This window comes from Cronobacter sp. HA18006, from assembly GCF_011605445.1.
In the GTDB taxonomy this organism is placed as follows: Bacteria; Pseudomonadota; Gammaproteobacteria; order Enterobacterales; family Enterobacteriaceae; genus Cronobacter; species Cronobacter sakazakii.
In genome coordinates, this window is record NZ_JAANQB010000023.1 from 224,546 (window position 1) to 245,154 (window position 20,609).

The following is a 20,609-nucleotide window of genomic DNA, read 5'->3' on the forward strand; positions in this document are numbered from 1 at the left end:
TTGTGGATAAATTCACGGTCTGATAAAAGAGTGGCTGATATTCTCGTTGCTCAAACATGCTGGCCCGTTTGTTGCCTGATGGGGACGAACGCCAGTCCGATGTCGATTGAGAGGATTTGAATGACCAAAGAAATGCAAACTTTAGCTTTAGCCCCGGTCGGTAACCTGGATTCCTATATCCGGGCGGCCAACGCCTGGCCGATGTTGTCGGCAGACGAAGAGCGGGCACTGGCTGAAAAGCTGCATTACCAGGGCGATCTGGAAGCAGCGAAAAAGCTGATCCTGTCTCACCTGCGTTTTGTTGTTCATATCGCTCGTAACTACGCGGGCTATGGCCTGCCGCAGGCGGACCTGATCCAGGAAGGCAACATCGGCCTGATGAAAGCGGTGCGTCGCTTCAATCCGGAAGTGGGCGTGCGTCTGGTCTCTTTCGCCGTGCACTGGATCAAAGCTGAAATTCACGAATATGTGCTGCGTAACTGGCGCATCGTGAAAGTCGCCACCACCAAAGCGCAGCGTAAGCTGTTCTTTAACCTGCGTAAAACCAAGCAGCGTCTGGGCTGGTTTAACCAGGACGAAGTGGAAATGGTGGCCCGCGAGCTGGGCGTTTCCAGCAAAGACGTGCGTGAAATGGAATCGCGTATGGCCGCGCAGGACATGACTTTTGACATGTCCCCGGACGATGACGCGGGTGACAGCCAGCCGATGGCTCCGGTGCTGTTCCTTCAGGATAAGTCTTCTAACTTTGCCGACGGCATTGAGGATGACAACTGGGAAGAACACGCCGCCGACAAACTGACCGATGCCATGCAGGGTCTCGACGAGCGCAGCCAGCAGATCATTCGCGCGCGCTGGCTGGATGAAGACAACAAAAGCACGTTGCAGGAACTGGCCAACCGCTACGGCGTCTCAGCCGAACGCGTGCGTCAGCTTGAAAAAAATGCGATGAAAAAGCTGCGTGCCGCGATAGAAGCGTAAGCCGCGTCAGCCTGATGACACACCCCGCCTTAAGCGGGGTGTTTTGTTTTATGCGCGGCGTAAAAGCGCCGGGTAAGCCGCTTCAATACATGCCAGCAGGGCTTTAAACGCGCCCTCCATTTTCTCCTCCGCCACGCAGGCGAATCCCATCAGCAGGCCGCGACGCCGGTTTTCCGTCAGGTAATAGCGCGACAGCGGGCGCACCAGAATATCGCGCGCGTTGGCAAGACGGGCTATCTCCACATCGTCCGCGTCATCCGGCAGATTCAGCACCAGATGCAGCCCGGCGTTATCGCTGAAATCCGACAGCGCCTCCGGCCCCAGATAGCGCGTTATCAGCGCTGTCAGACACGCCCTGCGGCGGCCATACAGCAGGCGCATCCGCCGGATGTGGGCACTGTAATGCCCGGCCTCGATAAACTCCGCCAGCGCCGCCTGGATAATCGAATGGCCGCCGCGATAAAGCTCGGCATGCGCGGTTTTCATCTCGTGTGCCAGCGCGCGCGGCAGCACTACATAGCCGATGCGCAGGCCCGGATAGAGCGTTTTGCTGAAGGTGCCAATGTAAATCACCGGCGGGTCCGCCACCAGCCCCTGCAATGCCGGGATCGGCTGGCCGGAAAAGCGAAATTCGCTGTCGTAGTCGTCTTCCACGATCCAGCTGCCGGTCTGGCGCGCCAGTGTTAACAGGCGCTGACGCCGCTCAAGGCTCATGACCGCGCCCAGCGGATACTGGTGCGACGGCGTGACAAAAATCAGCCGCGGCGGTGTCCCGGCGCTCTCCGGTGGCACCATGCCCGCGCGGTCGACCGTCACCGGCGTAATGTTTACCTCATTCATCTGCAACACATGGCGGATGCCCCAGTACGAGGGCTCTTCCACCCACGCCGTATCACCGCCGTCGCACAGCATACGCGCCACCAGGTCGATAGCCTGATGAATGCCTTCGGTGATCAACACCTGATCCGCCGTGCAGTGAACCGATCGCGATACCCGAAGATAATCCACCAGCGCGCGCTGTAGCTCCGGCGTGCCGCCCTGACAGCTATAGGTGAGGCGCTGCGGGCTGGGACGGCGGCTGATCCGCGCCTGAATTTTGCTAAAGAGCTGATGCGGAAAGGCGTGTACGTCCGGCACGCCGGGGATAAACGCGCCCCACTGTTTCGGGCTGGCGCTGACCTGCCCAAGCAGCGTTTTCCCGCGTGAGGAGAACCCCGCATGCGCAACGCGATCGTGCTGCCCCTGGGCCACCGGCGGCGCAGATAACAGGCTGTCCGGCAGCATTCCGGCGACGAACGTGCCGCTACCGGCGCGAGAGGTCACATATCCTTCTGCGAGCAATTGTTCATAAACTGTTAACACAGTGTTGCGAGAAAGGCCGAGCTGCTGGGCGAGATCCCGCGAGGCGGGCAGGCGGCTTTGCGCAGGCAGGCTGCCGTCAAGAATAGTCAGGCGCAGCGCGTTATAAAGCCGCTTATGCAGGCGTTCATCGCGCTGTTCGCCGAGGCGAAGCAATAAGAGATCGGACACTAAAGAATGCAATTGGATCCCTCATTTATTCGAAACTGGTACTCGATTATAGGGCCATAGCCTGGGTAAATAAACGTCACTGTTTCAGGTTTGTTGCTAAAAAGTGACGTTTATCAGCAGGAGAATGCGGGTGAAAAATTCAGAATTGAACCAACGTCGTCAGAGCGCCACCCCACGTGGCGTCGGCGTCATGTGCGGCTTCTATGCCGAAAAAGCCGACAACGCCACCCTGTGGGACGTGGAAGGCAACGAGATTATCGACTTCGCAGCGGGGATTGCGGTGCTGAACACCGGCCATCGCCATCCGCGCGTGGTGGAGGCCATCGAAAACCAGCTGCGCGCCTTTACGCACACGGCGTACCAGATAGTCCCTTACGAAAGCTATGTGGCGCTCGCGGAGCGCATCAACGCCTGCGCGCCGATTGACGGCCCGGCGAAAACCGCGTTCTTCACCACCGGCGCGGAAGCGGTGGAAAACGCCGTGAAAATCGCGCGCGCGTATACCCGTCGCCCTGGCTTAATTACCTTCGGCGGCGGCTTTCACGGGCGCACGTTTATGACGATGGCGCTCACCGGCAAAGTGGCACCGTACAAAATCGGCTTCGGCCCGTTCCCGGGCTCGGTGTTCCACGCGCAATACCCGAACGCCCTGCACGGCGTGTCGGTGGATGACGCGATGGCAAGCCTTGAGCGTATTTTCAAAGCCGATATCGCGCCGGATCAGGTCGCGGCCATTGTGCTGGAGCCAGTACAGGGCGAAGGCGGTTTCAACGTTGCGCCGCCGGCGTTTATGGAGGCCCTGCGCGCGCTGTGCGACGAGCACGGCATTCTGCTGATTGCCGATGAAGTGCAGAGCGGCTTTGCGCGCACCGGCAAACTGTTCGCGATGGAGCATTACGGCGTGAAGCCGGATCTGCTGACGATGGCGAAAAGCCTTGCGGGCGGGATGCCGCTCTCGGGCGTGGTCGGGCGCGCGGAAGTGATGGACGCGCCTGCGCCGGGCGGCCTTGGCGGCACCTACGCCGGTAACCCGCTGGCGGTCGCGGCGGCGCACGCGGTGCTGGATGTGATTGAGCAGGAAAATCTCTGCCAGCGCGCGAACGAGCTGGGCCAGCATTTACAGGAAGTGCTCAACCAGGCACGCACCTACTGCCCGGCGATTGCCGAAGTCCGCGGGCAGGGTTCGATGGTGGCGGTAGAGTTTAACGATCCGCAGACCGGCAAGCCGTCGCCTGAATTTACGCAGGAGGTGCTGACGCGCGCCCGAGAAGAGGGGCTGCTGCTGCTGAGCTGCGGCGTTTACGGCAACGTTATCCGCTTCCTTTACCCGCTGACCATCCCGGATGCGCAGTTCAGCAAGGCGCTGGAGATCCTCTCCCGCGCGCTGGGGCGCTAAACCTGGGGCTTAAACGGCGGGTGCGCACGGCTTACCCGCCCTACATAAAAGCACAGCCCCTGGCCCGTAGGGCGGGTAAGCGCAGCGCAACCGCCATGTGAGGCAAAAAACAGTCCGTAGGGTGGGTAAGCGCAGCGCACCCGCCATGTAAGGCAGACCAAACCCTGCCACAAAACGAACAGGAATTACCCCGAGGGCGCCCGCTTTATGGCCTGGCCGCCGCGCAGCAGCGGGCCATAACGGCGCGTCTTTGGGATGACCTGCGAAGGAGCGCGCTTCGGGAGGCTGACAGGCCCGAAGCTTAAATATCTCACTTGCTAACACAACAACACACCGTGAACACAACCGCTTCCGGTGGTGATAGCCGCCGGATATTTAAGGAAGAACTATGTCTGAAAACACCACTTCCGCCTCACTGTGGGCGTCCCGAGAGCGGGCAGCGTCATCCCCTAAATCCCTGAGCTTCGTTGAAGGCGTCGCGATGATCGTCGGCACCAACATCGGCGCGGGCGTACTCTCCATCGCCTATGCCTCCAGTAAGGCGGGCTTTATGCCGCTTCTCTTCTGGCTCGCCCTTGTCGGCGTATTGACCACCATCACCATGCTGTATGTCGCGGAAGCAACGCTACGCACCCGCGCGCATTTACAGTTAAGCGGCCTCGCCGGGCGCTATGTCGGGCGCATCGGCGCCTGGCTGATGTTCGCGTCGGTGTGCGTTAACAGCGTCGGCGCACTCACCGCCTACATGACCGGCAGCGGCAAACTGCTTAGCTCGCTTATCGGCGTCTCGCCCGCCATCGGCAGCCTGATTTTCTTTATTCCGGCGGCAGGCATTCTCTGGCTCGGGCTGAAGGCTATCGGGCGCGGCGAGAAATTTATCAGTATCGGCATGGTGGTGATGATTGCGGTGCTGGTTGTCGCCACGCTTTTGCATGAATCGACACAGATGCAATGGCTGCTGGATGGCGACTGGCGCTACATGGTGCCGGTGTTTAACGTCACCGCCTTCTGCTTCGCGGCGCAGTACATTGTGCCGGAGATGGCGCGCGGGTTTGCTGATAAACCCGAAAAGCTGCCGAAAGCGATTATCGTCGGGATGGTGATTACCTTTACGCTGCTGGCGCTGGTGCCGCTGTCGGTTATCGCGCTGAGCGGGCTTGATAACATCTCTGAAGTGGCGACCATCTCCTGGGGCCGGGCGCTCGGCGAGTGGGCGTTCTTTTCCGCCAATATTTTCGCACTATGCGCGATGCTCACTTCTTACTGGGGGCTTGGCGGCAGTTTCCTGACCAATATCTTCGACAAATTCCGTCTCGGTGACGACGCGCAGCCGCTTAAACGCCTCGGCGTGCTGGCGGTCGTGGCGCTGCCGCCGTTCGCGCTGGCCTACAGCGGGCTGGTCTCTTTTGTGAACGCGCTCTACTTTGCAGGCGTCTTCAGCGGCGTGATCCTCTCCATTATGCCTATTCTTATTTTGCGCGGCGCGCGCCGTCGCGGGGAGATAACGCCCCGCTGGCAGTGTAGCTGGAGCACGCATCCGCTCATCCAGGGGCTGATTGTGTTGCTCTATGTCGCCAGCGCGGTTTACGCGGTGCTCTCCGCCTTCGGTTATCTGCCCGCGGGCTGGTAAAACCCGATAACCCGCCGCGTGACAGGCGCGGCGGACGTTTTTTCGCCACTTCCCACCATAATTGACGTTAAAAATAGTGATTCCAAATTCATAAAAATGGGGTATGTTTTTAGCAGAGTATGCTGCTTTTTGCCGGGCGGCAGGGCTTAAAACTAATATTAAATGCTGCGCTGATAAGCGAAGCGGAAATAAAGTAGCGAAAAACAACAACATCACAACTGCAATAACCACAAGAATGGGGAACCTCAGGATGAAAATGAAGGGCAAAGCGTTACTGGCAGGCGCAATTGCGCTGGCGATGAGCAGCATGGCGATGGCGGAAGACATTAAAATTGCCGTTGTGGGCGCCATGTCTGGCCCGGTAGCGCAGTATGGCGACCAGGAGTTTACCGGCGCCGAGCAGGCGGTGGCGGATATCAACGCCAAAGGCGGCATCAAAGGCAACAAGCTGGTTATCACCAAATATGACGACGCCTGCGACCCGAAACAAGCGGTGGCGGTCGCGAACAAAGTGGTGAATGACGGCGTGAAATATGTCATCGGCCACCTGTGCTCCTCTTCCACCCAGCCGGCGTCTGATATTTATGAAGACGAAGGCATTCTGATGATCACGCCAGCGGCGACGGCACCGGAGCTGACCGCGCGCGGCTATCAGCTGATCCTGCGCACCACCGGTCTCGATTCCGACCAGGGCCCGACCGCAGCGAAATACATTCTTGATAAGGTGAAGCCGAAGCGCATCGCTATCATTCATGACAAACAGCAGTACGGCGAAGGCCTGGCGCGCGCGGTGCAGGACGGCCTGAAGAAAGGCGGCGCGAACGTGGTCTTCTTTGACGGTATCACTGCGGGCGAAAAAGATTTCTCCACGCTGGTGGCGCGTCTGAAGAAAGAAAACATCGATTTCGTTTACTACGGCGGTTATCACCCGGAAATGGGCCAGATCCTGCGCCAGGCGCGTTCCGCTGGCCTGAAAACCCAGTTTATGGGGCCGGAAGGCGTGGCGAACGTGTCGCTGTCTAATATCGCTGGCGATTCCGCCGAAGGCATGTTAGTCACCAAGCCGAAGAACTACGATCAGGTGCCGGCGAACAAACCGATCGTGGACGCTATCAAGGCGAAGAAACAGGATCCGAGCGGCGCGTTTGTGTGGACCACCTACGCCGCGCTGCAGTCGCTGGCCGCAGGCCTGAACCAGAGCGACGATCCGGCGGCCATCGCCAAATACCTGAAAGCGAACTCCGTCGATACCGTGATGGGCCCGCTCTCCTGGGATTCAAAAGGCGATCTGAAAGGGTTTGAGTTCGGCGTGTTTACCTGGCATGCGAACGGTACCGCGACCGACGCCAAATAATTTCCCCGGCCTCTTTCGCACTACAGTTTTGTAGGGTGGGTAAGCGAAGCGCACCCACCTTACAGGTAAACCCGGCGGGTGCGCGGGCTTACCCGCCCTACAGCTGGGGCCTGAAGGAAATGTAGGGCAGGTAAGCGAAGCGCACCCACCTTATTACGCCACACCTTCTAACAACAGCAACCCGGCCTCACGGCTCCAGCCGCTTCACCCAGCCATCCTGCTGCGCCGCAAATCCCAGCGTCTGCATAAACGCGTTCATCACGTTGTAATCTTCCACGCCAATATCCATCACCCACCACTCCGTCATCGACGGGTTATCGCGGATCGTCTCTTCAATCAGGTAATGCCCAACGCCGCGCCGGCGCGTCACTTCGCGCACCCGCAGGGAGTCCATCGCGCCTTCGGTGCCTCGCAGCGTCACGCGCACCGCGCCCAGCAGCCGGTCGTTAAAACGCGCGGCGTAAATTCGGTGGTTCTCATCAAGACGTAACGATTCAGAAGGATATTCCGGCCAGATTTTCGCGAGGTCGATTTTGTCCTGTTCGCTCAGGGTATGCAGACGAAGAATGGTGAGTTTCATAATAGCCTTTCCGCCAGGGATGAATCTCTGAGTTTACCCGATTTTTTAGGGCCGCTGGACGCTCCGGTGAGATCTATTCGGTAGCTGATTAGTTTTTGTCTTATTCATTAGGTAGCGTGAAAGCGCGGGGAATGAAATTTAACCAGCAGATAACGCTGAATGGCAGCGTTTTATCTGGCTAATAATGCCGATATTTTATGCTGACTGCTGCTCTTTTTTTTGTTTATCTCGGGTATATTTCAGAATATTATCTTTGCTTAATAGACTGAAAAATAGATGTTTTAATTATAGTTTCGCTAAAAACCACGCTAACTCATTAAAGAGACAGGTAAAAGTAGCGTTGTCTATTAAAACGACAGAATATTTTTTAACCATAATAAAACTAATCAGCAACACACACATCACGAACGGGGATTCTGAGAATGAACAGCAACGCAAAGCGCTGGCTTGCGGGGATGGTTGCGCTGGCGCTATCTCAGGCAGTCAATGCGATGACCGTCAATACGGCGGTGGGAAGTGGCGTTAACAGTGCCGCGCCTGCCGCGCTAACAGGTAACCGACACGCTTTCAGCGCGAATGTCATAAACGGGCCGCTGAACTGGGATGAAAAAAGCGATCTGAAAGGATTTGTCTCTGAGGTTTTTGAGCGGCATACCAACGGGTCGTTAACCGTTCTGCATAACGAGTCGTAGTAAAGCACACCCGATGTTCATCCCGCCTGCTGGCGAGTTGTCCGGCAGGATTTAATAAGGTTACGTTATGTCCGAGCAGTTTCTCTATTTTCTGCAGCAGATGTTTAACGGCGTCACGCTGGGCAGTACTTACGCGCTGATCGCCATCGGTTACACCATGGTTTACGGCATTATCGGCATGATCAACTTCGCCCACGGCGAGGTGTATATGATTGGCAGCTACGTGTCATTCATGATCATCGCCGCGCTGATGATGATGGGCATTGACGCCAGCTGGCTGCTGGTTGGTGCCGCATTTATCGGCGCGATTGTCGTCTCCAGCGCCTACGGCTGGAGCATTGAGCGTGTGGCGTATCGCCCCGTGCGCAGCTCCAAACGCCTGATTGCGCTGATCTCCGCCATCGGGATGTCTATCTTCCTGCAAAACTACGTCAGCCTGACGCAGGGCTCGCGCGACGTCGCGCTCCCGAGCCTCTTTAACGGCCAGTGGACCATCGGCAGCAGCGAAAACTTCGCGGCCAGCATCACCACCATGCAGCTGGTTATCTGGGTCGTGACCTTTATCGCGATGCTCGCGCTCACGCTGTTTATCCGTTACTCCCGCATGGGCCGCGCCTGCCGCGCCTGCGCTGAAGATCTGAAAATGGCGAGCCTGCTTGGCATCAACACCGACCGCGTTATCGCGCTGACCTTTGTGATTGGCGCGGCGATGGCGGCGGTGGCGGGCGTGCTGCTCGGCCAGTTCTATGGCGTGATTAACCCCTACATCGGCTTTATGGCCGGGATGAAAGCCTTCACCGCGGCGGTGCTGGGCGGCATCGGCAGTATTCCGGGCGCGATGATTGGCGGCCTGATTCTGGGCGTCACCGAATCGCTCTGCTCGGCGTATCTGAGCACGGAATATAAAGATGTGGTGTCGTTTGCCCTGTTGATCGGCGTCTTGCTGGTGATGCCGACCGGTATTCTGGGTCGCCCGGAGGTAGAAAAAGTATGAAACCGATGCATTTTGTGGCGGCGCTGCTGGCCGCCGCCATGTTCTTCCTGCTGGCCGGGATTTTTATGGGCGTTCAGCTGGAGCTGGACGGTACGCGTCTTGTGGTCGATACCGCCGACAGCATTCGCTGGGAGTGGATTGCCATCGGCACCGGCGTGGTCTTTTTATTCCAGCTTTTACGTCCGCTGTTCCAGAAGGGCCTGAAAAACGTCTCCGGGCCGAAATTTATTCTGCCGGCGATTGACGGCTCGACGGTGAAACAGAAGCTGTTCCTGCTGGCGCTGCTCGTTGTTGCCGTGGCGTGGCCGTTTATGGTGTCGCGCGGAACGGTGGATATCGCCACGCTGACCATGATTTACGTGATTCTGGGCCTCGGCCTGAATGTGGTGGTGGGGCTTTCCGGCCTGCTGGTGCTCGGCTACGGCGGTTTCTACGCCATCGGCGCTTATACCTTCGCACTGCTGAACCACTACTACGGGCTGGGCTTCTGGACCTGTCTGCCGCTGGCGGGCCTGGTGGCTGCCGCCGCCGGTTTCCTGCTCGGCTTCCCGGTGCTGCGCCTGCGCGGTGACTATCTGGCGATCGTGACCTTAGGCTTTGGCGAAATCGTGCGTATTCTGCTGCTGAATAACACGGAGATTACCGGCGGCCCGAACGGCATCAGCCAGATCCCGAAACCGACCTTCTTCGGCCTGGAATTCAGCCGCACCGCGCGCGAAGGCGGCTGGGATACCTTCAGTAACTTCTTTGGCGTGAAATATGACCCGAGCGACCGCGTGATTTGGCTCTATCTGGTGGCGTTGCTGCTGGTGGTGTTCTCGCTGTTTGTGATTAACCGCCTGCTGCGTATGCCGCTGGGCCGCGCCTGGGAAGCGCTGCGCGAGGATGAGATCGCCTGCCGTTCGCTCGGCCTGAACCCGACGCGCATCAAGCTGACCGCGTTTACCATCAGCGCCGCGTTCGCGGGTTTCGCCGGAACGCTGTTCGCGGCGCGCCAGGGCTTTGTCAGCCCGGAATCGTTCACCTTCGCGGAATCGGCATTCGTGCTGGCGATTGTGGTGCTGGGCGGCATGGGCTCGCAGTTCGCGGTGATCCTGGCGGCTATCCTGCTGGTGGTCTCGCGCGAGCTGATGCGTGATTTGAACGAATACAGCATGCTGGTGCTGGGCGGCCTGATGGTGCTGATGATGATCTGGCGTCCGCAAGGGTTGCTGCCGATGACGCGCCCGCAGTTGAAACTGAAAAATGGTGTGAGCAGTAAAGGAGAGCAGGCATGAGTCAGCCTTTATTATCCGTCAGTGGCCTGATGATGCGCTTTGGCGGCCTGCTTGCCGTCAACAATGTCTCTCTTGAGCTGCGCGAGCGTGAAATCGTCTCGCTGATTGGCCCGAACGGGGCCGGTAAAACCACGGTGTTCAACTGCCTGACCGGTTTTTATAAACCGACGGGCGGCACCATTATGCTGCGCGACCAGCATCTCGAAGGCCTGCCGGGCCAGCAGATCGCTCGTCTGGGCGTGGTGCGCACCTTCCAGCACGTGCGTCTGTTCCGTGAAATGACGGTGATTGAAAACCTGCTGGTGGCGCAACATCAGCAGCTAAAATCCGGGCTGTTTTCGGGCCTGCTCAAAACCCCGGCGTTTCGCCGCGCGCACAGCGAAGCGCTCGATCGCGCCGCCACCTGGCTTGAGCGTATCAACCTGTTGCAGCACGCCAACCGCCAGGCGGGCAACCTGGCGTATGGCGACCAGCGCCGTCTGGAGATCGCCCGCTGCATGGTGACGCAGCCTGCGATCCTGATGCTCGACGAACCGGCGGCGGGCCTGAACCCGAAAGAGACCAAAGAGCTGGACGAGCTGATTGTCGAGCTGCGCAACCATCACAACACGACCATTCTGCTGATTGAGCACGACATGAAACTGGTGATGGGCATTTCGGACCGTATTTACGTGGTAAACCAGGGGACGCCGCTTGCCAACGGCACGCCGGAGCAGATCCGCAATAACCCTGACGTGATTCGCGCATACCTGGGTGAGGCATAAGATGGAAAACGTGATGTTATCTTTTGACAGGGTGAGCGCGCACTACGGCAAAATCCAGGCGCTGCATGAGGTCAGTCTGCATATCCGCCAGGGCGAAATCGTCACCCTGATCGGCGCGAACGGCGCCGGAAAAACCACGCTGCTCGGCACGCTGTGCGGCGATCCGCGCGCGAGCACCGGGAAAATCGTCTTTGATGGTAAAGACATTACCGACTGGCAGACCGCGAAAATCATGCGCGAGGCGGTGGCGATTGTGCCGGAAGGCCGCCGCGTCTTCTCCCGCATGACGGTGGAGGAGAACCTGGCGATGGGCGGCTTTTTTGCCGATCGCGCGCAGTATCAGGAGCGCATTCAGCGCGTGTACGATCTCTTTCCGCGCCTGCACGAGCGCCGCATCCAGCGCGCCGGTACGATGTCCGGCGGCGAACAGCAGATGCTGGCGATTGGTCGCGCGCTGATGAGCCAGCCGCGTCTGCTGCTGCTTGACGAACCGTCGCTTGGCCTGGCACCCATTATCATCCAGCAGATTTTCGACACCATCGAACAGCTGCGCAAAGAAGGGATGACGATTTTCCTGGTCGAGCAGAACGCCAACCAGGCGCTGAAGCTCGCCGATCGCGGCTATGTGCTGGAGAACGGTCACGTAGTGCTGGAAGACACCGGCGAGGCGCTGCTCGCCAACGAAGCGGTGCGCAGCGCGTATCTGGGCGGTTGATTCACCTGTACGGCCCGGCGGCGTAATGCATGCCGGGCCTTTTAATGCTTCTGTCGTAAGCCGCGTACACTTTCGGCTTCGCGCTTAACTCACGTCATCAGATCATCACCGGCGCGTCATTTCTCTGCCGCTCTTGCGTCACCATCTTGTCATTATCCAGTTATTTTTCTGTCATACGCGCATGTCATGTTAGCTCGCGAGCATAAAACGCGTGATTTCGCGCATCTCAAACGACGCATAATCAGAGAGATAACAGACATGACAGCTTCGTTACGACGTACAGCAATTTGTGTGGCTCTGGGATGGGCGCTGAGCAGCCAGGCGATGGCCGCCACCACCATTCCGTTCTGGCATTCGATGGAAGGCGAACTGGGTAAAGAGGTGAATTCACTGGCGCAGCGGTTTAACGAGGCGCACCCGGAGTACAAAATCGAGCCGGTCTACAAAGGTAACTACGAGCAGAGCCTCGCGGCCGGGATCGCCGCTTTCCGTACCGGCAACGCGCCCGCGATTTTGCAGGTTTACGAAGTAGGTACCGCCACCATGATGGCGTCCAAAGCCATTAAGCCTGTGTACGAAGTGTTCAACGATGCTGGCATTAAATTCGATGAGTCGCAGTTTGTGCCGACGGTTGCCGGTTACTACACCGACGCGAAAAGCGGCCATCTGCTCTCCCAGCCGTTTAACAGCTCCACGCCTGTGCTCTATTACAACAAAGACGCGTTCAAAAAAGCGGGCTTAGACCCTGAGCAGCCGCCGAAAACCTGGCAGGATCTCGCGGCCTATACCGCGAAGCTGAAAGCCGCCGGGATGAAGTGCGGCTACGCCAGCGGCTGGCAGGGCTGGATCCAGATTGAAAACTTCAGCGCCTGGCATGGCCTGCCGGTCGCCACCAAAAACAACGGCTTTGACGGCGCTGATGCGGTGCTGGAATTCAACAAGCCGGAGCAGGTGAAACATATCGCCCTGCTTGAAGAACTGAACAAGAAGGGCGATTTCAGCTATTTCGGGCGCAAGGATGAGTCCACCGAGAAGTTCTATAACGGCGATTGCGCTATCACCACGGCCTCTTCCGGTTCGCTCGCGGATATCCGCCACTACGCCAAATTCAACTACGGCGTGGGCATGATGCCCTACGACGCCGACGTGAAAGGCGCGCCGCAGAACGCCATTATCGGCGGGGCGAGCCTGTGGGTGATGCAGGGCAAAGACAAGGAGATGTACAAAGGCGTGGCGGAGTTCCTGAGCTTCCTCGCGCAGCCGGAAATCGCGGCCGAATGGCATCAGAAAACCGGTTATCTGCCTATCACCAAAGCTGCTTACGACCTGACCCGCCAGCAGGACTTCTATGAGAAGAACCCGGGCGCAGATATCGCGACGCGTCAGATGCTGAACAAGCCGCCGTTGCCGTTCACCAAAGGTCTGCGTCTGGGCAATATGCCGCAGATCCGCACCGTGGTTGACGAAGAGCTGGAAAGCGTCTGGACCGGCAAGAAAACCCCGCAGCAGGCGCTGGATTCCGCCGTTGAGCGTGGTAATCAGCTGTTGCGCCGTTTCGAGCAGTCAACGAAATCGTAACGCTGTAAGCGCGCTGGCGCGGTGGGTGTCGTTTCGAACGGCGGGTGCGCTTCGCTTACCCGCCCTACACGGGACCAGAAATCGTACCGCTGGTAGCGGGCTGGCGCGGCGGGTGTTGTTTCGAACGGCGGGTGCGCTTCGCTTACCCGCCCTACACAGCACCAGAAATCGTACCGCTGGTCGCGGGTTGGCGCGGTGGGTGTCGTTGCTAACGGCGGGTGCGCTTCGCTTACCCGCCCTACACAGCACCAGAAATCGTACCGCCTGTAGCGGGCTGGCGCGGCGGGTGCTGTTTCGAACGACGGGTGCGCTTCGCTTACCCGCCCTACACAGCACCAGATTAGTAGGCCGGGTAAGGCGCAGCCGCACCCGGCATTTTTCAGGAAAGCGTTTCTCTATGTCATCATCCCGTCCGGTGTTTCGTTCAGGCTGGCTGCCGTATGCATTACTGGCGCCGCAGCTGATTATCACCGTCATCTTTTTCATCTGGCCTGCGGGCGAGGCGCTCTGGTACTCCGTACAGAGCATCGATCCGTTCGGGCTTTCCAGCCAGTTTGTCGGGCTCGCGAATTTTACCCAGCTGTTTCACGACAGCTACTACCTGGATTCCTTCTGGACCACCATAAAATTCAGCGCGCTGGTGACCATCAGCGGCCTGCTGATATCGCTGTTTTTCGCGGCTCTTGTGGATTACGTGGTGCGCGGCAGCCGTTTTTACCAGACGCTGATGCTGCTGCCGTACGCCGTCGCGCCCGCCATCGCCGCCGTGCTGTGGATTTTCCTCTTTAACCCCGGACGCGGGCTTATTACCCATGTGCTTGAGCAGATGGGTTACTACTGGAACCACTCGCAAAACAGCGGCCAGGCAATGTTCCTGGTGGTCTTCGCCTCAGTCTGGAAGCAAATCAGCTACAACTTTCTGTTTTTCTTCGCCGCGTTGCAGTCGATCCCGCGCTCGCTGGTGGAGGCCGCCGCCATCGACGGCGCAGGCCCGGTGCGCCGTTTCTTTAAGCTGTCGCTGCCGCTTATCGCGCCGGTGAGCTTTTTCCTGCTGGTGGTGAATCTGGTCTATGCCTTTTTCGACACCTTCCCGGTTATCGACGCCGCCACCGCGGGCGGGCCGGTGCAGGCCACTACCACGCTGATTTACAAGATTTACCGCGAAGGGTTCGCCGGGCTCGATCTCTCCACCTCCGCCGCGCAGTCGGTGGTGCTGATGGTGCTGGTGATCATTCTCACCGTGGTGCAGTTCCGCTATGTGGAAAGTAAGGTGCGCTACCAATGATTGAAAACCGCCCGGGGCTGACGATTTTCAGCCATACCCTTTTGATCCTCGGCATCGCCGCCATTCTCTTTCCGCTCTATGTGGCGTTTGTCGCGGCGACGCTCGATAACCAGGCCGTGTTCGCCACGCCAATGACGCTTATCCCCGGCACGCACCTGTGGGAAAACCTGAAAGATATTTGGATTAACGGCGTCGGGGCCAACAGCGCGCCGTTCTGGCTGATGCTGCTGAACAGTTTCATCATGGCGTTCAGCATTACCGTCGGGAAAATCGCGGTGTCGATGCTCTCGGCGTTCGCCATCGTCTGGTTTCGCTTTCCGCTGCGTAACCTCTTCTTCTGGATGATTTTTATTACGCTAATGCTGCCGGTGGAAGTGCGCATTTTCCCGACGGTGGAAGTGATAGCCAACCTGAAGATGATGGACAGCTATACCGGCCTGACGCTACCGCTGATGGCGTCCGCGACCGCCACCTTTCTGTTCCGCCAGTTCTTTATGACGCTGCCTGAGGAGCTGATGGAAGCGGCGCGTATCGACGGCGCGTCGCCGATGCGGTTTTTCCGCGACATCGTGCTGCCGCTCTCGAAAACCAACCTCGCGGCGCTGTTCGTCATTACGTTTATCTACGGCTGGAACCAGTATCTCTGGCCGCTGCTGATTATCAGCGATCCGTCGCTCGGCACGGCGGTGGCGGGCATTAAAGGCATGATTTCGGTGGGCGAGGGCAGCACGCAGTGGAATCAGGTGATGGCGGCGATGCTGCTGACGCTTATCCCGCCGGTGGTGATTGTTTTAGTGATGCAGCGCGCGTTTGTTCGCGGGCTGGTGGATAGCGAGAAATAAGATGGCAGGACTCAAATTACAGGCAGTCACCAAAAGCTGGGACAACGGCAAAACGCAGGTTATTCAGCCGCTGACGGTGGATGTCGCGGATGGCGAATTTATCGTGATGGTCGGCCCGTCCGGCTGCGGCAAATCGACGCTGTTGCGTATGGTGGCCGGGCTTGAGCGCGTGAGTAGCGGCGATATCTGGATAGACCGCCAGCGCGTCACCGAAATGGAGCCGAAAGAGCGCGGCATCGCGATGGTGTTCCAGAACTACGCGCTCTACCCGCATATGAATGTCGAAGAGAACATGGCCTGGGGCCTGAAAATTCGCGGCATGGGCAAAGCGCACATCGCCGAGCGCGTCAAAGAAGCGGCGCGCATTCTGGAGCTGGATGGGCTGTTAAAACGCCGTCCGCGTGAGCTCTCCGGCGGCCAGCGCCAGCGCGTGGCGATGGGCCGCGCGATTGTGCGCGATCCGGCGGTGTTCCTCTTCGATGAGCCGCTCTCAAACCTCGACGCCAAACTGCGCGTGCAGATGCGCCTTGAGCTGCAACAGCTTCATCGCCGCCTGCGCACCACCTCGCTGTATGTGACGCACGATCAGGTCGAAGCGATGACGCTCGCCCAGCGCGTGATGGTGATGAACAAAGGCGTGGCGGAGCAGATAGGCACGCCGGTGGAAGTCTACGAAAAACCCGCCAGCCGCTTTGTGGCGAGCTTTATCGGCAGCCCCGCGATGAACCTGCTGGAAGGGCGCGTGAATGCCGAAGGCACCCATTTTGACGTTGACGGCGGGCTTTCCCTGCCGCTCGGGCGGCTGCATAAAACGCTCGCCGGGCGCAAGGTGACGCTGGGTATCCGCCCGGAACATATTGCGCTAAGCTCACAGGCCGCAGGCGGCGTGCCGCTGCCGCTCGATACGCTGGAGATGCTGGGCGCGGATAACCTCGCGCATGGCCGCTGGGGCAGCCAGAAAGTGGTGGCGCGCCTGGCGCATCAGGAGCGTCCGCAGCCGGGCAGCCAGCTGTGGCTGCACCTGCCGGAAAATCATCTGCACTTTTTTGACGGTGAAACAGGACAACGTTTATGAGCAACTGGCCATATCCTCCCATCGTCGCCCACCGCGGCGGCGGCCGACTGGCGCCGGAAAACACGCTGGCGGCGATTGAAACCGGCGCGCGCCTGGGCCACGCCATGATTGAATTTGACGTCAAACTCACGAAAGACGGCCAGATTTTCCTGCTGCATGACGACACGCTGGAGCGCACCAGCAACGGCTGGGGTGTGGCGGGCGAACTTAACTGGGATGAGCTGCTGAAAGTGGACGCCGGTAGCTGGTTTAGCGGCGCGTTTAAAGGCGAGAAACTGGCGCTGCTGAGCGACGTGGCGCAGCGCTGCCGCGAGCACCGCATGATGGCGAATATCGAAATCAAACCGACGACCGGCACCGATGCCGACACCGGGCGCGTGGTGGCGCTGGCCGCGCGCGCGCTCTGGCGCGACATGACCGCGCCGCTGCTCTCGTCGTTTTCCATCGAGGCGCTGGAGGCGGCGCAACAGGCCGCGCCGGAACTGCCGCGCGGGCTGCTGCTGGATGAGTGGCGCGATGACTGGCAGGCGCTGACCACGCGTCTTGGCTGCGTCTCCATTCACCTGAACCATAAGCTTTTGGATCAGGCGCGCGTCATGCAACTGAAAGACGCTGGGCTGCGTATTCTGGTTTATACCGTGAATTCGCCCCGGCGCGCGCTGGAGTTGCTCGCCTGGGGCGTGGACTGCATCTGTACCGATGCGATTGATGAGATCGGGCCGGATTTTCGCGCTTAAGGCGCGACGCTACCCTGCGTATTGAGCGTGGTGCCGTTCTGGCGCAGCATATCGCCATTCTGGCGCGGCTCAATCATGTGCGTCTGCTGTGTGCTGTTCAGCGTCGCGCCGTTGCTGTTGAGCATGTGCTGCGAACTTCCGCTGCTGCTGTTGAGCATCCCGCCATTGGTGTTCGGCAGCACCTGTTCTCTCTGCGGGTTCAGCATTCCCGGCTGGTTCTGCTGAATACGCTCGACGTTGTTGTTCATCTGGGTCTGCAACTGCTGCTGTTGCAGGCGGCTCTGCGTCTGGATCTGCTGATTGAGCATCCCCTTCTGCTGAAGCTGCTGGCTTTGCATCTGCGTCTGCAAACGCTGCTGGCTGGGGTTCACATACCCCGGCTGGTTTGGGTTGTTGATGACGTTGATCGGTTGGGCAAGCGCCGCCAGCGGAAGCGCTGCGGCAATCAGTAAATAGCGTTTCATGGTGTTTCCCTCCCCTGTGGAAGATCTTTTCAGTTTACCTCCTCTGTGCCGGCACGATGATCTTTTAAGAGTTGTGAACCAGACTTATTGCGGGGAGCGTCCCGGATAATAAGCGGAGAACAATAATGATGATGCAGTGGAAAACCGTACGCCAGAGCATGATAGCGGCGCTGGCGGTCACTTTTTGTTTAACGGCGGGAGCCGCGCCGCCGCCTGTCGCGGCACCAGCGCCTGCGCCGGTCTCTTATGGCGTGGAAGAAGATGTCTTCCATCCGGTGCGGGCCGAACACGGCATGGTCGCCTCGGTGGACGCGGCGGCGACGCAGGTGGGCGTCGATGTGCTAAAGCAGGGCGGTAACGCGGTGGATGCGGCGGTCGCGGTGGGGTTCGCGCTGGCGGTGACGCATCCGCAGGCCGGTAACCTCGGCGGCGGCGGCTTTATGATGCTGCGCACCAAAGACGGCAAAGTGACGGCGATCGATTTTCGCGAAATGGCACCGGAGAAAGCCACGCGCGATATGTTCCTCGACGCGCAGGGCAACGCCGACAGCAAAAAATCGCTCACGTCGCATCTCGCTTCCGGCACGCCGGGCAGCGTCGCGGGTTTTGCCCTGGCGCTGCAAAAATATGGCACGATGCCGCTCGATAAAGTCATCCAGCCCGCCATTGCACTTGCGCGCGACGGCTTTACGGTCAACGACGCGCTCGCTATCGATTTAAAAACTTACGGCGTGGAGACGCTCCCGAACCACCCGACCAGCAAGGCGATTTTCTGGAAGCAGGACGGCAATCCGTACCAGAAGGGCGACAAACTGGTGCAGGCGAATCTTGCAAAGAGCCTGGAGCTTATCGCTAAAGATGGCCCGGACGCCTTCTATAAAGGCCCGATTGCCGACCAGATAGCCGATGAGATGGCCAAAAACGGCGGGCTTATCACCAAAGCCGATCTGGCGAATTACAAAGCGGTGGAGCGCACGCCCGTGAGCGGCGACTACCGCGGTTATCAGGTCTATTCTATGCCGGCGCCGTCGTCGGGCGGGATCCACATCGTGCAGATCCTCAATATTCTTGAGAATTTCGACCTGCATAAATATGGCTTCGGCAGCGCCGACGCGATGCAGATTATGGCCGAGGCGGAAAAATACGCCTACGCCGACCGCTCCGAGTATCTGGGCGATCCGGATTTCGTGAAGGTGCCGTGGCAGGCGCTGACCAGCAAGGCCTACGCGAAATCGCTGGCGCAGCAGATCGATATCAACAAAGCGCGCCCGTCGAAGGAGATTAAACCGGGCAACCTCGCGCCTTATGAGAGCAACCAGACCACGCATTTTTCGGTCGTCGACAAAGACGGCAATGCGGTGGCGGTGACTTATACGCTTAACACGACCTTCGGCAGCGGCATTGTGGCGGGCGACACCGGCATTCTGATGAATAACCAGATGGACGATTTCTCCGCCAAACCGGGCACGCCGAACGTCTATGGCCTGGTGGGCGGCGATGCCAACGCGGTGGGGCCGAAAAAACGCCCGCTGTCGTCGATGTCGCCGACGATTGTCGTCAAAGACGGTAAGACATGGCTGGTGACCGGCAGCCCTGGCGGCAGCCGTATTATCACCACCGTGTTGCAGATGGTGGTGAACACGATTGATTACGGCATGAACGTGGCGGAAGCCACCAACGCGCCGCGATTCCATCACCAGTGGCTACCGGATGAGCTGCGGGTGGAGAAGGGCTTTAGCCCGGATACGCTGAAACTGCTGCGTGAGAAAGGACAGAACGTGGCGGTGAAAGAGGCGATGGGCAGCACCCAGAGCATTATGATTGGCCCGGACGGGGCGCTTTACGGCGCGTCCGACCCGCGCAGCGTCGATGATTTAACGGCGGGGTATTAAGGTAGCGCCGTGTCGCGTCCTGTAAATGGTGAGGGCGTCATGTAAACGGTGGGTGCGCTGCGCTTACCCACCCTACAAATTTGCATATCCCGGTGTAGGGCGGGTAAGCCATGCGCACCCGCCGTGCCGCGTTCTGTAAACGGCGCTGGAACCGTTAACCCGCCTTCATCCGCGCCATAAAATACGCGTCCACATACTCGCCGTTGCGCAGGCCGTAACGCTTGCCGGTGCCTTCCGTCTCAAACCCGAATTTACGGTACACCGCCAGCGCAGGCGCGTTATCGACAAACACCGTCAGTTCGATTCGCTCGATACGCAGCCAGTTATCGCACAGGTTAACCATTTCGCGCATCAGCGCCGACGCCACGCCGCGGTTACGCCAGCCAGGGTGAACACTCATCCCGAAGGTCGCCACATGGCTGCGGCGCGGGTTTTGCTCCACCGTTAAGGCCAGATGCCCGACGACCTCGCCATCCATACACGCCACCAACTGACGACGCCCTGGTTGCGGTGCGCCGAGCCGCTCACGCCACATCGCGAGCGACGGATGCGGGATTTGCAGCGTGTTGTAGATGACTTCCGACATCGTGTGGATCTGCTGCAACGCCTGTGCATCTTCTGCTTCCGCATGTCTTACGACGATTTCATTCATGACGTGCTCCCTGTGGTCGATGGGTGGAAGGCGAGGGCGCACGGCTTACCCGCCCTGGTAAATACGCTTCAACATCAAGGGTTTTTTCCTGGCGGTCAATTCCCAAATTTTTTTCAAAAAAGGCTGGACACATGCGAATGATAATGATTATTATTGTCATGCGTTCAGGGGGAA

At 59.0% G+C, this 20,609-nt stretch carries 19 protein-coding genes; 15 read left to right on the forward strand and 4 right to left on the reverse strand.

The genetic code is table 11. The features are described from left to right. Positions 1 to 120 precede the first annotated feature (120 nt). Positions 121 to 978 (forward strand): RNA polymerase sigma factor RpoH, encoded by an 858-nt coding sequence (rpoH, locus tag G9X48_RS17400; RefSeq protein ID WP_004384844.1) that lies wholly within the window; start codon positions 121 to 123, stop codon positions 976 to 978. A 48-nt stretch (positions 979 to 1,026) separates the two neighbouring features. Here rpoH and G9X48_RS17405 read toward each other — a convergent pair whose 3' ends face one another. Next, positions 1,027 to 2,520, reverse strand: coding sequence for a PLP-dependent aminotransferase family protein (locus G9X48_RS17405; protein WP_085045405.1), 1,494 nt, complete (start codon positions 2,518 to 2,520; stop codon positions 1,027 to 1,029). Positions 2,521 to 2,638: 118 nt separating this feature from the next. Here G9X48_RS17405 and G9X48_RS17410 point away from each other — a divergent pair, with 118 nt between their 5' ends. From G9X48_RS17410 to livJ, 3 genes are all read left to right on the forward strand, one after another. Then, positions 2,639 to 3,904, forward strand: a complete 1,266-nt coding sequence (locus G9X48_RS17410) for a 4-aminobutyrate--2-oxoglutarate transaminase (RefSeq protein WP_038878906.1) — start codon at positions 2,639 to 2,641, stop codon at positions 3,902 to 3,904. 388 nt (positions 3,905 to 4,292) lie between these two features. Continuing rightward, positions 4,293 to 5,534, forward strand: a complete 1,242-nt coding sequence (locus G9X48_RS17415; protein ID WP_004384847.1) for an amino acid permease — start codon at positions 4,293 to 4,295, stop codon at positions 5,532 to 5,534. Between the two features lie 250 nt (positions 5,535 to 5,784). Further along, positions 5,785 to 6,888 carry a branched chain amino acid ABC transporter substrate-binding protein LivJ gene (livJ, locus tag G9X48_RS17420; RefSeq protein WP_004384848.1) on the forward strand — a complete coding sequence of 368 codons (1,104 nt, stop codon included), beginning with the start codon at positions 5,785 to 5,787 and terminating at the stop codon, positions 6,886 to 6,888. Positions 6,889 to 7,075: 187 nt separating this feature from the next. Here livJ and panM read toward each other — a convergent pair whose 3' ends face one another. Beyond that, entirely contained in the window at positions 7,076 to 7,468 is a 393-nt protein-coding gene (gene panM / locus G9X48_RS17425) for an aspartate 1-decarboxylase autocleavage activator PanM (RefSeq protein WP_004384849.1), read from the reverse strand. Between the two features lie 422 nt (positions 7,469 to 7,890). Between panM and G9X48_RS17430 the strand changes: the two genes are divergently transcribed. From G9X48_RS17430 to ugpQ, 10 genes are all read left to right on the forward strand, one after another. Then, positions 7,891 to 8,160, forward strand: a complete 270-nt coding sequence (locus G9X48_RS17430; protein ID WP_097641881.1) for a hypothetical protein — start codon at positions 7,891 to 7,893, stop codon at positions 8,158 to 8,160. 67 nt (positions 8,161 to 8,227) lie between these two features. After that, positions 8,228 to 9,154: a high-affinity branched-chain amino acid ABC transporter permease LivH gene (gene livH, locus G9X48_RS17435; RefSeq protein WP_004384851.1), complete on the forward strand. Its 927-nt coding sequence runs from the start codon at positions 8,228 to 8,230 to the stop codon at positions 9,152 to 9,154. Beyond that, positions 9,151 to 10,431 carry a high-affinity branched-chain amino acid ABC transporter permease LivM gene (locus G9X48_RS17440; RefSeq protein WP_004384852.1) on the forward strand — a complete coding sequence of 427 codons (1,281 nt, stop codon included), beginning with the start codon at positions 9,151 to 9,153 and terminating at the stop codon, positions 10,429 to 10,431. The genes livH and G9X48_RS17440 overlap by 4 nt, the downstream gene beginning before the upstream one ends. Then, a complete protein-coding gene (gene livG, locus G9X48_RS17445) occupies positions 10,428 to 11,195 on the forward strand; it encodes a high-affinity branched-chain amino acid ABC transporter ATP-binding protein LivG (RefSeq protein WP_004384853.1) in 768 nt (255 codons plus the stop codon). Before G9X48_RS17440 ends, livG begins: the two co-directional genes overlap by 4 nt. Before the next feature lies 1 nt (position 11,196). After that, positions 11,197 to 11,910: a high-affinity branched-chain amino acid ABC transporter ATP-binding protein LivF gene (gene livF / locus G9X48_RS17450; RefSeq protein WP_007778906.1), complete on the forward strand. Its 714-nt coding sequence runs from the start codon at positions 11,197 to 11,199 to the stop codon at positions 11,908 to 11,910. A gap of 258 nt (positions 11,911 to 12,168) precedes the next feature. After that, positions 12,169 to 13,488 (forward strand): sn-glycerol-3-phosphate ABC transporter substrate-binding protein UgpB, encoded by a 1,320-nt coding sequence (ugpB, locus tag G9X48_RS17455; RefSeq protein WP_097641882.1) that lies wholly within the window; start codon positions 12,169 to 12,171, stop codon positions 13,486 to 13,488. Between the two features lie 397 nt (positions 13,489 to 13,885). After that, positions 13,886 to 14,773 (forward strand): sn-glycerol-3-phosphate ABC transporter permease UgpA, encoded by an 888-nt coding sequence (gene ugpA, locus G9X48_RS17460; RefSeq protein ID WP_004388002.1) that lies wholly within the window; start codon positions 13,886 to 13,888, stop codon positions 14,771 to 14,773. Next, positions 14,770 to 15,615, forward strand: a complete 846-nt coding sequence (gene ugpE, locus G9X48_RS17465) for a sn-glycerol-3-phosphate ABC transporter permease UgpE (protein WP_097641883.1) — start codon at positions 14,770 to 14,772, stop codon at positions 15,613 to 15,615. Before ugpA ends, ugpE begins: the two co-directional genes overlap by 4 nt. A 1-nt stretch (position 15,616) precedes the next feature. Further along, positions 15,617 to 16,690 carry a sn-glycerol-3-phosphate import ATP-binding protein UgpC gene (locus G9X48_RS17470; RefSeq protein WP_007871694.1) on the forward strand — a complete coding sequence of 358 codons (1,074 nt, stop codon included), beginning with the start codon at positions 15,617 to 15,619 and terminating at the stop codon, positions 16,688 to 16,690. Further along, entirely contained in the window at positions 16,687 to 17,427 is a 741-nt protein-coding gene (ugpQ, locus tag G9X48_RS17475) for a glycerophosphodiester phosphodiesterase (RefSeq protein ID WP_012126361.1), read from the forward strand. The genes G9X48_RS17470 and ugpQ overlap by 4 nt, the downstream gene beginning before the upstream one ends. On the opposite strand, the gene G9X48_RS17480 is transcribed toward ugpQ, so the two are convergent. After that, positions 17,424 to 17,891: a DUF2756 family protein gene (locus tag G9X48_RS17480; protein ID WP_032971896.1), complete on the reverse strand. Its 468-nt coding sequence runs from the start codon at positions 17,889 to 17,891 to the stop codon at positions 17,424 to 17,426. The genes ugpQ and G9X48_RS17480 overlap by 4 nt on opposite strands. A gap of 128 nt (positions 17,892 to 18,019) precedes the next feature. Between G9X48_RS17480 and ggt the strand changes: the two genes are divergently transcribed. Further along, positions 18,020 to 19,783: a gamma-glutamyltransferase gene (gene ggt / locus G9X48_RS17485; protein ID WP_097641891.1), complete on the forward strand. Its 1,764-nt coding sequence runs from the start codon at positions 18,020 to 18,022 to the stop codon at positions 19,781 to 19,783. 154 nt (positions 19,784 to 19,937) lie between these two features. Here the strand turns inward: ggt and yhhY are convergent, their stop codons facing one another. Beyond that, a complete protein-coding gene (gene yhhY / locus G9X48_RS17490; RefSeq protein WP_004388009.1) occupies positions 19,938 to 20,435 on the reverse strand; it encodes an N-acetyltransferase in 498 nt (165 codons plus the stop codon). Between the last annotated feature and the right edge of the window lie 174 nt (positions 20,436 to 20,609).